The sequence below is a fragment of the Streptomyces lucensis JCM 4490 genome, assembly GCF_014650035.1.
Classification (GTDB): Bacteria; Actinomycetota; Actinomycetes; order Streptomycetales; family Streptomycetaceae; genus Streptomyces; species Streptomyces lucensis.
The window spans coordinates 212698-226004 of sequence record NZ_BMUE01000006.1 but is presented as its reverse complement, the minus strand read 5'-3'; the positions used below and the strand labels follow the sequence as shown (position 1 = coordinate 226004).

At 68.7% G+C, this 13307-nt stretch carries 8 protein-coding genes; 3 read left to right on the top strand and 5 right to left on the bottom strand.

All coding sequences use genetic code 11. From position 1 onward, the window contains the following. Positions 1–15: 15 nt before the first annotated feature. Positions 16–2388 carry a DUF6049 family protein gene (locus tag IE177_RS16250; protein ID WP_190016045.1) on the bottom strand — a complete coding sequence of 791 codons (2373 nt, stop codon included), beginning with the start codon at positions 2386–2388 and terminating at the stop codon, positions 16–18. A 252-nt stretch (positions 2389–2640) separates the two neighbouring features. Here IE177_RS16250 and IE177_RS16245 point away from each other — a divergent pair, with 252 nt between their 5' ends. Further along, on the top strand, positions 2641–4083 hold the full coding sequence (locus tag IE177_RS16245) for a CCA tRNA nucleotidyltransferase (RefSeq protein WP_190016044.1): 1443 nt from the start codon (positions 2641–2643) through the stop codon (positions 4081–4083). 83 nt (positions 4084–4166) lie between these two features. On the opposite strand, the gene IE177_RS16240 is transcribed toward IE177_RS16245, so the two are convergent. The 3 genes from IE177_RS16240 to IE177_RS16230 form a co-directional block, all read right to left on the bottom strand. Further along, a complete protein-coding gene (locus IE177_RS16240; RefSeq protein WP_190016043.1) occupies positions 4167–5444 on the bottom strand; it encodes an MFS transporter in 1278 nt (425 codons plus the stop codon). A 102-nt stretch (positions 5445–5546) separates the two neighbouring features. Continuing rightward, entirely contained in the window at positions 5547–6629 is a 1083-nt protein-coding gene (locus IE177_RS16235) for an inositol-3-phosphate synthase (RefSeq protein ID WP_190016042.1), read from the bottom strand. A gap of 44 nt (positions 6630–6673) precedes the next feature. Next, a complete protein-coding gene (locus tag IE177_RS16230) occupies positions 6674–7357 on the bottom strand; it encodes a PadR family transcriptional regulator (RefSeq protein ID WP_190016041.1) in 684 nt (227 codons plus the stop codon). Positions 7358–7752: 395 nt separating this feature from the next. On the opposite strand from IE177_RS16230, the gene IE177_RS16225 reads away from it, so the two are divergent. Both IE177_RS16225 and IE177_RS16220 read left to right on the top strand, forming a co-directional pair. Next, entirely contained in the window at positions 7753–10431 is a 2679-nt protein-coding gene (locus IE177_RS16225) for a transglycosylase domain-containing protein (RefSeq protein ID WP_190016040.1), read from the top strand. Positions 10432–10563: 132 nt separating this feature from the next. After that, complete coding sequence (locus IE177_RS16220) at positions 10564–12123, top strand: glycosyltransferase family 87 protein (protein WP_373305094.1); 1560 nt, start codon at positions 10564–10566, stop codon at positions 12121–12123. Between the two features lie 82 nt (positions 12124–12205). On the opposite strand, the gene IE177_RS16215 is transcribed toward IE177_RS16220, so the two are convergent. Further along, positions 12206–13237, bottom strand: coding sequence for an alanine racemase (locus IE177_RS16215; protein WP_190016038.1), 1032 nt, complete (start codon positions 13235–13237; stop codon positions 12206–12208). Positions 13238–13307 lie beyond the last annotated feature (70 nt).

The following is a 13307-nucleotide window of genomic DNA, read 5'->3' as shown; positions in this document are numbered from 1 at the left end:
CGGCCACGACATCGCTCAACGGTCCACTCTCTCACCCGTCCCGGACGGGTCGGCGTTTTCCGGTGCGGTGTCCGGTGCAGGGTCACTCGCCTGCTCCGGGCCGTCTGCTCCGGAGGCGGAGCCGGACTCCTCGGTGAGACGGTCTCCGGGCGCCTCGGGGTTCCCGGGCTCGTCGGTGCCCTCGCCGTCCGTGCCGGGGCCGTCGTCCCCGGCCTGCCGGGCGGACGCGCGCTTGCGCTGGGTGTACATGCGGAAACCGGCGAGGACGAGGAGCAGCACGCCGCCGCCGATGACCAGCATCACGGTGGGCGTGACCTCGGTGACCTTCACGTCGAAGCTGACCGAGTCGCCGTACTCCTGGCCGTCCTGGGTGAACAGCTGGGCGATCACCGTGACACGGCCGTTGGCGTTGGCCGAGGTGGTGAACTTCACGGACTGGCTGTGCCCGCCGGAGACCTCCACCGGCTGCTCCCAGTAGGCCTTGCCGTGGATCTTCAGACGGGTCGGCATCGTCGACGTCAGGCGCAGCACCAGGTGACCGACGGGCTGGACGAGGTTGTTCTGGACGGTCACCGGGATGGTCGCGCTGCGGCCGGAGAGCTTGGTCTCCGACTTCTCGATCAGCTTCACCTGGTCGGCCAGGCCGTCGAGCCACGTCTCGACATCGCTGCGGTAGCTGTCCGCCTCCGCGTTCCGGCCGCGCCACGACGTGGACATCTCACGGTTTATGGCCCGTCCGAACGGCGTCACCACGCGGGACTGCCTGGAGAGGATCACCTGGAAGTTGTCGAGCTTGTCCTGGGTGAGCGCGACCTGCTCGAACGCCGTCCTCGGCAGCTCCTGCCGGCGGAGCGAGACCGGATAGGCGGACGTCGACGGGATGCGTGTGGTGGCGCTGGGGTCGGGCTTGTCCTTGGCCGCCGAGGTGAGGGCCTGGGACTGGCTCCAGGTGCCGCCCTGGAGTGCCTTCGCGGCTGCCGCCATCGCCTGCACCTGGGCCGCCGTGGGCAGGCGCTGAGGAGCGACGACGATGCTGCGCTGCTGGTCGGTCTGGGCGTTCACCTCAAGGCTCTGGGCCAGGAACCGCTGCACGGCGAGCGTGGCCGAGCCCGCCTTCGTCAGGTCGCCCTCGAAGGCCGTGGAGAGCCGGGCGTCGGCCACGACCGCCGTGGTGCCTCCGCCGACCGGGCGGGCGGCGGAGGGCGTGTAGGTCAGTGCCGCGGTGTCCTGGAGGCTGTCGCTGCGGGCGATCACCCGGTCGGCTCCGGCGGAGGTCGCGACCTTCACGATGGAGGGGTCCACCGCGCCGTTCACGGGCCAGGCGAAGTCGGTGCTCGGTGTGACGTGGAGCACCGTCTTGACGGTGATGGCGGCCACGTCGGTCGCGTCCTTGAGGTGGCTGAGCGAGCCGGTGACGCTGGTGCCGTTGTGCGCGAGGGAGGCCAGGTCCGGGTCGGCGAAGGGCAGCGCGACGACCTCCCTGCCCGTCACCGCCTTCTGCAGGTCGGCCAGCCACTGTTTGGCGAGCGCCTGATTCTCCTTGGAGCCGGGCGTGCTGGTGTCCCCCTCGCCCTGGAGCCGGTAGGTGCCCGACGCCATCGCGTCCACGGAGGCCAGCAGGTCCGGGTCGATCACCCAGGTGACGTCGAGGTCCTTGCCCAGGTTCACCATCTGCGCCAGCCGGCCGCCCGGCGCGAGTTCCTTGGCCAGGTCGTCGTTGAGGAACATCGGCGTCTGCTGCTCGCCCGCGCCCGTCCTGGCCGTCATGTGGACCGTGGAGAGAAGCGGCCACAGGAACGTCGTCTTCGTCTTGGTGTCGGCCTCGGAGGACTGCCACGGCAGGAAGGTCCGCTGGATGCCGAGCACCTGGTCCCAGGACTGGGCGGATGTCTTGCCGGACAGGGAGACGCCGAACTCGTAGACGCCGTCCTCGCCGAGGTCGAGCTTGTCCACCGGGACGGAGATGCTGAAGTGCTGGGCGACCCCCGGGGCGAGCTTGGCGAACTTCTCCACGTACTTGCCGCCGACTTCCGGACCGGTGCCGCCCTGCAGATCGTCGGGGTGCTGGGCGATGCCGTCGATCGACGCGCGGGTGTTCAGCAGGGCGCCCACACGCAGGCCCACGTGGGCGTCGGTGACGGGCTGCTTGCCCTTGTTGGTCACCGTGCCGGAGACGGTCAGCGTGTCCCCGTCCGTCGGGGCACTGGGTCCGAGGGAGTCCAGCGAGACGGACACCGTGCCGGAGGAGGCGGCCTCGGCGGGCGCCGCGGCGGGCAGCTGGAGCAGCCCGGCCAGCAGAGGCACACCGGCGAGCACCGCGCCGCTGCGCCGCAGCCACCGGCGGGCAGGTGAGGGACTGGGCCCCTGGTATTCAGCCGCCTCGGCCACGCGCTCGCCCGTCCCTCGTCATCAGTGGTCGTCGGATTGTGCGTCCACGCATGGTAACGATGTGCGCCGAGGGGAAGTGCCGTGGTCTGCCGCACAAGATCGAAGCACGATGGTGACGCGTCCTCTATGTCCAGTATCGACGGGAGAGCAGGCGTACGCCGCAAGCGCAGTGCTTGCGGCGGGTATGCCCGAGCCGGCCCCTGCCCTAATGGAGGCGCCTCCGGCGGCGCGAGGCACGTACCCTCTTCTGTTGTGCCGAACCCCAACGAAGACACTCCCTCTGCCCTGAGCCAGGTGCAGCAGCGCGCGGTCACCGAGCTGCTGCGGGTGGCCCCCGTCGCCGACGATCTCGCCCGTCGATTCCAGGAGGCCGGGTTCTCCCTGGCCCTGGTCGGCGGGTCGGTCCGCGACGCGCTGCTCGGCCGTCTCGGCAACGACCTGGACTTCACCACTGACGCCCGCCCCGAGGACGTACTGAAGATCGTCCGGCCGTGGGCGGACGCCCTCTGGGAGGTGGGCATCGCCTTCGGCACCGTCGGCGCGCACAAGGGCGGCTACCAGATCGAGATCACCACCTACCGGTCGGAGGCGTACGACCGCACGTCCCGCAAGCCCGAGGTCTCCTACGGCGACTCCATCGAGGAAGACCTGGTCCGACGCGACTTCACGGTCAACGCGATGGCGGTGGCGCTGCCGGAGAAGGAGTTCATCGATCCCCACGGCGGTCTGGCAGACCTGGCCGGGCGAGTGCTGCGGACGCCGGGCACGCCCGAGGAGTCGTTCTCGGACGACCCTCTGCGGATGATGCGGGCGGCCCGGTTCGCCGCCCAGCTGGACTTCGCGGTCGCCCCGGAGGTCGTCACCGCCATGACGGAGATGGCGGCACGGATCGAGATCGTGTCGGCGGAGCGCGTCCGGGACGAGCTGAACAAGCTGATCCTCTCCCGCCACCCGCGCAAGGGCCTGGCGCTGCTCGTCGACACCGGTCTCGCCGCTCACGTGCTGCCCGAGCTGCCGGCCCTGCGGTTGGAGAGTGACGAGCACCACCGGCACAAGGACGTCTACGAGCACACGCTCATCGTTCTGGAGCAGGCGATCGCGCTGGAGGAGAACGGCCCGGACCTCACGCTGCGGCTGTCCGCCCTGCTGCACGACATCGGCAAGCCGCGTACGCGGCGCTTCGAGAAGGACGGCCGCGTCTCGTTCCATCACCACGAGATGGTCGGCGCCAAGATGACCAAGAAGCGCATGACCGCTCTGAAGTACTCCAATGAGCTGGTGAAGGACGTCTCGCGGCTCGTCGAGCTGCATCTGCGCTTCCACGGCTACGGCACCGGGGAGTGGACGGACTCGGCGGTACGCCGCTACGTCCGTGACGCGGGCCCGTTGCTGGACCGCCTGCACAAGCTGACCCGCTCCGACTGCACCACGCGCAACAAGCGCAAGGCGGCCTCGCTGTCCCGCGCCTATGACGGCCTGGAGGAGCGCATCGCCCAGCTCCAGGAGCGGGAGGAACTGGACGCGATCCGCCCCGACCTCGACGGCAACCAGATCATGGAGATCCTCGGTGTCGGCCCGGGGCCCGTCATCGGCAAGGCGTACAAGCACATGCTGGAGCTGCGCCTGGAGAACGGGCCCATGGACCACGACTCGGCGGTGACGGCTCTCAAGGACTGGTGGGCCGAGCAGAGCTGAGACGGATCGGCGGGCGATGTTTCACGTGAAACACGTCCCGCGTTCACAGCGCTGAGGGTGATGTTTCACGTGAAACATCACCCTCAGCGCTGCCTGCCCCACTGTCGTTGGAAGCGGGCCAGGGACACGGCGACGCCGCCGTAGATCAGGGCTACCAGCACCACCAGCATGACCGAGCGACCGTCCGGCGGAAGCATCAGGGCAGCGACCCCTGCCGCGCTGACGAACGCCACGTTGAAGAGCACGTCGTACACGGAGAAGATCCGGCCTCGGAAACCGTCGTCGACCGAGGCCTGCACGATCGTGTCCGTGGCGATCTTGGCTCCCTGGGTGGTCAGACCCAGAACGAAGGCCGCGATCAGCAGGGGCCCCGTGGCGAACGCAAGGCCGAGGGCGGGCTCCAGTACCGCGGCAGCCCCGGAGCACACCACGATCCAGCGGCCCGGGCCGAGGCGCCCCGCCGCCCACGGCGTCACCGCGGCCGCGGTGAAGAATCCGGCACCCGACAGCGCAAGCGCCAGGCCCAGCAGCCGCAGGCCCTCCTCGGTGCCGACGGTAAGGGCGTAGCGGCACAGCATGAGCAGCAGAACGAGGAGTGCGCCGTAGCAGAAGCGCATGAGCGTCATGGCGACCAGCGCCCAGGCCGCTTCCCTGCGCCGGGGGGCGGCCAGGTGCCGGACCGCCGCGAGCAGGTCCCGTGCGGTGTCGGCGAGTGCGGTGGTCAGGTGCGGCCGTGCCGGTTGCCGGTCGGGGCCGAGGAGCCCGGGGGCCATACTCAGGGACGCCAGGCTCGCGCACAGGTAGAGGAAGGCGCCCAACAGCACCACCGCGGCGTCGGAGCCCGATGCCACGAGGCGCACGAGGAAGGCGAGACCTCCGCCGGCGGTCGCGGCGAGCGTGCCGGCCGTCGGCGACAGTGAGTTGGCCAGCACCAGGCGTTCGGTGTCGACCACACGGGGCAGGGCGGCGGACAGCCCGGCGAGGACGAAGCGGTTGACGGCCGTGACACAGAGCGCGGACACATAGAAGAGCCAGTCCGGAACACGGCTGATCATCAGCACGGCTGTGGCCACGGCCAGCAGGGCGCGCAGTCCGTTGCCGTACACGAAGACCTGCCGGCGTCGCCAGCGGTCCAGCAGGACGCCCGCGAAGGGGCCGACGACCGAGTAGGGGAGCAGCAGCACCGCCATCGCGGAGGCGATCGCGGACGCCGAGGTCTGCTTCTCCGGTGAGAAGACGACGTACGCGGCGAGCGCCACCTGGTAGACGCCGTCGGCCCCCTGCGACAGCAGGCGGACGTACAGCAGGCGCCGGAAGTTCCGCAGGCGCAGCAGGACGCGCAGGTCACGTACGACTGGCATGGGTCACACCCTCACTCATGCGGAAGGTCCCCGGGTAGGGAAACCCGGGGACCTTCACCGCCCTGGCAGGAGCGTTCTCGTGCGAGCGGCGCTCTGGGCGCTCTAGCGCTCGACCTCGCCGCTGATGAACTTCTCGACGTTCTCGCGGGCCACGTCGTCGAAGTACTGAACCGGCGGGGACTTCATGAAGTACGAGGAGGCCGACAGGATCGGGCCGCCGATGCCGCGGTCCTTGGCGATCTTCGCGGCGCGCAGGGCGTCGATGATGACACCCGCGGAGTTCGGGGAGTCCCAGACCTCGAGCTTGTACTCCAGGTTCAGCGGGACGTCACCGAAGGCGCGGCCCTCGAGGCGGACGTAGGCCCACTTGCGGTCGTCCAGCCAGGCCACGTAGTCGGAGGGGCCGATGTGGACGTTCTTCTCGCCGAGGTCCCGGTCGGGGATCTGGGAGGTGACGGCCTGCGTCTTGGAGATCTTCTTGGACTCCAGGCGCTCGCGCTCGAGCATGTTCTTGAAGTCCATGTTGCCGCCGACGTTCAGCTGCATCGTGCGGTCCAGGATGACACCGCGGTCCTCGAACAGCTTCGCCATGACGCGGTGCGTGATGGTGGCGCCGACCTGCGACTTGATGTCGTCACCGACGATCGGCACACCGGCCTCGGTGAACTTGTCCGCCCACTCCTTGGTGCCGGCGATGAAGACCGGGAGGGCGTTGACGAAGGCGACCTTGGCGTCGATGGCGCACTGGGCGTAGAACTTCGCGGCGTCCTCGGAGCCGACGGGCAGGTAGCAGACCAGGACGTCGACCTGCTTGTCCTTCAGGATCTGGACGACGTCGACCGGCTCGGCGTCGGACTCCTCGATGGTGGCGCGGTAGTACTTACCGAGGCCGTCGAGGGTGTGGCCGCGCTGGACGGTGACACCGGTGCTGGGCACGTCGCAGATCTTGATGGTGTTGTTCTCGGAGGCGCCGATGGCGTCGGCCAGGTCGAGACCGACCTTCTTGGCGTCCACGTCGAACGCCGCGACAAACTCCACGTCGCGCACGTGGTAGTCACCGAACTGCACGTGCATCAGGCCGGGGACCTTCGACGCCGGGTCGGCGTCCTTGTAGTACTCGACGCCCTGCACCAGCGACGCGGCGCAGTTGCCCACGCCGACGATGGCTACGCGAACCGAACCCATTCCGGTTGCTCCCTGTGTGTACGAGTGAGGCCCTGACTGGGCACTCACGTGGCGGTGTCGCCGGGCGTATCCGTGCCGGAGTCGTCTCCGGTACGGGGCAGGCCGCCCGTCGATCCAGTGGTGATGTCCTGCTGAGCGGACCCCCCGGGCGCGGAACCTTTCCGGTCCCGCCCGGCCCGCTCGCTCTCGATGAGCTCGTTCAGCCAGCGCACTTCGCGCTCCACGGACTCCATCCCGTGGCGCTGGAGCTCAAGTGTGTAGTCGTCGAGGCGCTCTCTGGTGCGCGCCAGGGAGGCGCGCATCTTCTCCAGGCGCTCCTCCAGGCGGCTGCGCCGGCCCTCCAGGACGCGCATGCGCACGTCCCGCGACGTCTGACCGAAGAAGGCGAAGCGCGCGGCGAAGTGCTCGTCCTCGTACGCGTCGGGGCCGGTCTGCGAGAGCAGTTCCTCGAAATGCTCCTTACCTTCCGCCGTCAACCGGTAGACGATCTTGGCGCGGCGTCCGGCCAGGGGCGCGGCGAGGGCGTCCTCGTGGGTGCTTCCCGGTTCCTCGATCAACCAGCCGTTGGTGACCAGCGTCTTGAGGCAGGGGTACAGGGTCCCGTAGCTGAACGCACGGAACACACCCAGTGACGTATTGAGTCGTTTGCGCAGCTCGTAGCCGTGCATGGGGGACTCGCGGAGCAGGCCGAGCACGGCGAACTCGAGGATGCCGGAGCGCCGGCTCATTGTCGCCTCCCCTCGTCTCCGCAGATCGGACCGCTGGTCCCGCAGTTCCTTGCAGCGCCTCTATCTCGCGCTGATGTATCGACTCGATACATCACGACGATAGAACGGCCTTCCGTGTGCGACAAGAGGGAAGGTGGTGAACGGGATCACATCACCGATTCGTTGGAGGCAACTTGCCCGATTTGGGGTGAACTTCAGGGCTCGGTGGGTTTTGGGGGTGCGTAGTCTGTGCGGCATGCACACCACCGGGAACCGCGTGACGTCTGGGGAGCGTCGTCGTCCCCGGTGCAGTACGGGTGAATGCAGAACCGACCACATCCGTACTTCGGGGGGACCGGAAAACAGCCGCCGTTCCAGGCGCGCAGGGGTGCGCCTGCCCGAGGAGTAATCGTTCGATGAGCGAGCACCGTCGCAAACCGCCGCAGCCGCAGGGAGGCGGACGTGCCGCGGCCCGACGCGGTCAGTCCGGCCCGTCCTCCGGCCGCCGTGCGGCACCGCGAGGCGCCACCGGGTCTCCTGCCGACTCTTATGGGTCCAGTTCCCACGGGGCGGATTCCTATGACTCGGGAGGTGAGGAGCGCGCCTACGGCAGCCGCGCCGAGGCGCGCCGCGCGGCGCAGAGAGGCGGCCGACGCAGGCCGGCCGACAACGCGGGCCCTGCCGGACGCCGTGGCGACCCGGGCGGCCCCGGCCGCGGCCGGGGCCGCCCGGCAGCCGCACCCGGGAAGAAGCGGTTCATCGACTACCCCCGGGCCGGCAAGTACGGCTGGCGCCGCTGGGTGCCGTCGTGGAAGCTCGTCTCCGGACTGTGCATCGGCTTCCTCGGCAGCCTGGTGGCGATGGTCGGCATCGGTTTCGCGATGGTCGAGGTTCCGAACGAGAACATCGCCGCGAAGTCCCAGAACAACGTCTACTACTGGGCCGACCACACACAGATGGTGGCCTCGGGTACAGGCGTCAACCGGCAGAACGTCAACATCGACCAGATCCCCGAAGCGATGCGCTGGGCGGTGATCTCCGCCGAGAACAAGACCTTCTACGACGACTCCGGCGTCGACCCCGCGGGCATCGCCCGCGCGGTGCTGAACATGGCGCGGGGCGGCCAGACGCAGGGCGGTTCGACGATCACCCAGCAGTACGTCAAGAACACGTACCTGAGCCAGGACCAGACCCTCACCCGTAAGTTCAAGGAGATGTTCATCTCCATAAAGGTGGGCACGAAGCTCGACAAGAACACGATCCTGCAGGGCTACCTGAACACCTCGTACTTCGGGCGCGGCGCCTACGGCATCCAGGCGGCGGCGCAGACCTACTACGGCAAGAACGCGGTCGACCTCAGGCCGAGCGAGTGCGCCGTCCTGGCCGCTCTGCTCAAGGGAGCGACGTACTACGACCCGGCCGGCAACGTGGACCTCGACAAGACCGCGACCCCGCAGGCCAACCGCAAGCGGTCCGAGGCGCGCTGGGCGTGGATCCTCAACGAGATGCACAAGGACAAGCACCTCACCGACGAGGACTACCAGAAGGCGATCGCGAAGTACCCCGAGCCGGACGGCCGCAAGGCGACCAAGGGAATGACCGGCCAGATCAGCTACCTGGCCGACACGGCGAAGAAGTACGTCCTCGCCCACTCCGACATCACGGAGGCGCAGTTCGACCGGGGCGGCTACCAGATCTACACGACGTTCCAGAAGGGCAAGGTCAACGCGCTGGCCAAGGCCGTGAAGAACGTCCAGAAGTCGCGCCTCGACCCGAAGCGCCACGACCTGGACAAGTACGTCCAGTTCGGAGCGGCCTCGGTGGTGCCCAACGATGGTGCGATCGTCGCCCTCTACGGCGGTGACGGCTACGAGAACGGGCACTTCACCAACAACGCCGACACCTCCGGTGTCCCCGTCGGTTCGACGTGGAAGCCGTTCGTGCTGGCCGCGGCCATGAAATACGGAACGGCCAAGTCGGACGGCGAAGGTGTGTCGCCGTTGAGCAAGTACAACGGCAACGACCACCTCAAGGTCTACAAGCCGGACGGGTCGTTCTATCTCAACAAGGACAATTCGCCCTTCTACCAGAAGAACGAGAGCCCTCGGCCCTGGGGGTACATCACCCTCCGCAAGGCGATGGAGCAGTCCGTCAACACGCCGTTCGTGCAGCTCGGTGTCGATGTGGGCATGACGCACGTCCGGGACATGGCCAGGTCGGCGGGCATCCTCAACCAGAGCATGTCGCAGGACCTCAACCCGTCCTTCGCCATCGGTACGTCGACTCCCAGCGCGATCCGCATGGCGGACGCCTATGCCACGTTCGCGGCCTCCGGCAAGCAGGCCGACCCGTACTCGGTGACCGCCGTGAAGGTCAACGGCGCGGACGCGCCCAGCTTCGTCAAGCCGAAGCCCGCTCCCAAGGACGCGATTGACCCGAACATCGCCAACAACGTCACGGACGTCCTGGAGAACGTCATTCAGAACGGCACGGGTTTCAACGCCAAGGCCCTCGGGCGTACGGCGGCGGGCAAGACCGGTACGACGGACAAGAACAAGTCGGCCTGGTTCGTCGGCTATACCCGGCAGCTGTCGACGTCGGTGACGATGTTCCGCGAGAACCCCAAGGACCACAAGCTGCTGTCCATGAACGGAACCGCGGGCAAGGACTCCATCCACGGTGGTGACATCCCCACCCTGGTGTGGACCGAGTACATGAAGGCCGCGCTCAAGGGGAAGTCCGACCTCGGTTTCGAGAAGGCGACCGAGATCGGCGGCATCCACGACGAGTCGGGCGCGCCCTCTCCGACCCCGACCGTCAGCGTCACGCCGAGCCAGACGCCGAGTGACACCCCGAGCCCGACGCCGAGTGAGACGGCCACCACGCCGACGCCCACGCCGAGCGAGACCTGTCAGTTCGGCTGGGGCAACAACTGCAACAACGACAACGGCGGCAACGGCAACGGAGGCGTGGACACGGGCGGAACCGACGGAGGCACCACGCCGACGCCGACGGCGACGGACACCTCCGGCACCGGCACCACCCGAGGAAACGGCAATGGAGGCGGCGGCATCTTCGGCGGCCAGACCGGCTAGCCGCCGATACCCCGACCGATTGACGTCCAAATCGCCCGCCACGGGTGTTTCACGTGAAACACGGGGCCGCCGCACCGACGAGGTGCGGCGGCCCCCGGCGTATTCCCGGACGGGTACGGCAGGATGTGCCACATGCCCAGTGCAGAGATGACGCCCACCGGTGCGCACGAGCCGGAGTCCGTGCGGCCCGCCACGACGGAGCCGGTGCATCCCACCCAGGAGGACGCGGTCGCCGCGGCCGGCAGTGAGCTGATCGGCGGCCCCCTCGGGTGGCGTGCCCTGCCCGCGACCTCCTGGTGGACCCCGGTGCGGGTCATCGTGCTCGTGGCGATCGGGATGTTCGCCCTCGGCCTGGTCCAGAAGGCGCCCTGCTATGACAGCGCCTGGTTCTTCGGCGCGAGCAGCCAGTACACGCACGCCTGCTACTCGGACATCCCGCACCTCTACCAGGGACGTGGGTTCGCCGATCATCTCGTGCCGTACTTCGACAGGCTCCCGGGCGATATGGAGTACCTCGAGTACCCGGTGCTGACGGGCGTGTTCATGGAGGTGGCCTCCTGGCTGACCCCGCACAGCGGAAGCTTCCAGCACCAGGAGCAGTGGTACTGGTTCGTCAACGCCGGGATGCTGATGGTGTGCGCGGCGGTCATCGCCGTCTGCGTGACCCGCACCCACCGCCGGCGCCCCTGGGACGGCCTGCTGGTCGCCTTGGCGCCCGCCTTTGCGCTGACCGCGACCATCAACTGGGACCTGTTCGCGGTCGCCCTCACCGCCGCCGCGATGCTGATGTGGTCACGGAGCCGGGCCCTCGCCTTCGGCATCCTGCTGGGGCTGGCCACAGCCGCCAAGCTCTATCCCGCCTTCCTGCTCGGGCCGCTGCTCCTCCTGTGCTGGCGGGCCGGTAAGTGGCGGGAGTTCTTCCAGGCCCTGGGCGGCGCGGTGGGTGCCTGGCTCGCGGTCAACCTGCCGGTGATGATCACGCACGATACGACGGGCTTCCACATCCGCGAGGGCTGGGCGAAGTTCTACACCTTCAGCAAGGAGCGCGGCGTCGACTTCGGCTCCTTCTGGCTGATCTGGGCGCAGAACTCCAGCCACCCGCCCACGATCGACTTCGTGAACACCGCGGCCTCGGTCCTGGTGGTGCTGTGCTTCCTCGGCATCGGCGCGCTGACGTTCACCGCGCCCCGCCGGCCGCGCTTCGCCCAGCTGGCCTTCCTGATGGTCGCGGCCTTCGTCCTCACCAACAAGGTCTACTCGCCGCAGTACGTCCTGTGGCTGGTGCCCCTGGCGGTCCTCGCGCGGCCCAAGTGGCGGGACTTCATCATCTGGCAGGCGTGCGAGGTGGCGTACTTCCTGGGTATCTGGATGTACCTCGCCTACACGACCAGCGGCGATGCCCACAAGGGCTTGCCGACGCACGGCTACCAGTGGGCGATCGTGCTGCACCTGGCGGGCACGCTGTACCTGTGCGCCGTCGTCGTACGGGACATCCTCATGCCGGAGCGGGACGTGGTGCGCAGGTCCGGCGACGACGACCCCTCAGGCGGAGTGCTGGACGGCGCGGCGGACATCTTCGTGCTCGGCGCGGCGGCCCACCCGCCCCGGCACGCCGTCCACTTCGACTTCGACGGTCCTCAAGTGGACTGGGGCAAGCCCGAGCTGCTCTCCCACGAGGACCGTTCGCCCTGAGCGAACACCCCTGTAGCGAGGCATGAGGAAGGCCGTACACGAGCGACGCGTGTACGGCCTTCCTGTACGACTCCCTGAGGCCCTAGCGGTCCACGAGGCGGTCGAACTGCGTGGTGGTGTGCCGCAGGTGCGCCACCAGTTCGTCGCCGACCTGGGGCTCGGGCGCGTCCGACGGGACGAAGAGGATCGACACCTGCATGTGCGGCGGCTCGGCGAACCAGCGCTGCTTCCCGCCCCAGACGAACGGTGAGAGGTTCCGGTTGACCGTGGCCAGGCCGGCCCGGGCGACGCCCTTGGCACGCGGCATGACGCCGTGCAGTGCCTTCGGGGCCTCCAGGCCCACCCCGTGGGAGGTACCGCCCGCCACGACCACCAGGTAGCCGTCCGAGGCCGCCTTCTGCTGCCGGTAGCCGAACCGGTCGCCCTTGGCGACACGGGTGACGTCCAGGACGGCACCGCGGTACTCGGTCGCCTCGTGGTCCCCCAGCCACAGCCGCGTGCCGATACGGGCGCGGAAGCGGGTCTGGGGGAACTGCTGCTGGAGCCGGGCGAGGTCATCGGCCTTGAGGTGGCTGACGAACATCGTGTGCAGCGGCAGCCGGGCCGCGCGCAGCCGGTCCATCCAGCCGATGACCTCCTCGACGGCGTCCGAGCCGTCGGTGCGGTCCAGCGGCAGGTGGATGGCGAAGCCCTCCAGGCGGACGTTCTCTATGGCCTGGTGCAGCTGCGGCAGGTCCTGCTCACTGATCCCGTGCCGCTTCATCGAGGACATCACCTCGATGACGACACGGGCTCCGACGAGGCCGTAGACACCGTCGACCGACGACACCGAGCGGACCACCCGGTCGGGCAGCGGTACGGGCTCCTCGCCGCGCCGGTAGGGCGTCAGCACCAGCAGGTCCCCGCCGAAGAAGTCCTTGATGCGCGCGGCCTCGTACGTCGTGCCGACGGCGAGCAGGTCCGCACCGAGTCGTGTGGCCTCCTCCGCCAGCCGTTCGTGTCCGAAGCCGTAGCCGTTGCCCTTGCAGACCGGGACGAGCCCCGGGAACTGCTCCTGCACGTGCTTGTGGTGCGCCCGCCAGCGCGCGGTGTCGACGTAGAGCGTGAGCGCCATGGCCGGACCTGGGACCTTTCTCGGGGCTGCGGTGTATCAGGGGGTGAGAGCTGTGAAGGCTATGGAATCA

Coding starts and splice junctions, on each gene's coding strand:
- IE177_RS16215 (WP_190016038.1), bottom strand. CDS start 13,237: ATGGCGCTCACGCTCTACGTCGACACCGCGCGCTGGCGGGCGCACCAC.
- IE177_RS16240 (WP_190016043.1), bottom strand. CDS start 5,444: ATGCCAGTCGTACGTGACCTGCGCGTCCTGCTGCGCCTGCGGAACTTC.
- IE177_RS16220 (WP_373305094.1), top strand. CDS start 10,564: ATGCCCAGTGCAGAGATGACGCCCACCGGTGCGCACGAGCCGGAGTCC.
- IE177_RS16230 (WP_190016041.1), bottom strand. CDS start 7,357: ATGAGCCGGCGCTCCGGCATCCTCGAGTTCGCCGTGCTCGGCCTGCTC.
- IE177_RS16235 (WP_190016042.1), bottom strand. CDS start 6,629: ATGGGTTCGGTTCGCGTAGCCATCGTCGGCGTGGGCAACTGCGCCGCG.
- IE177_RS16225 (WP_190016040.1), top strand. CDS start 7,753: ATGAGCGAGCACCGTCGCAAACCGCCGCAGCCGCAGGGAGGCGGACGT.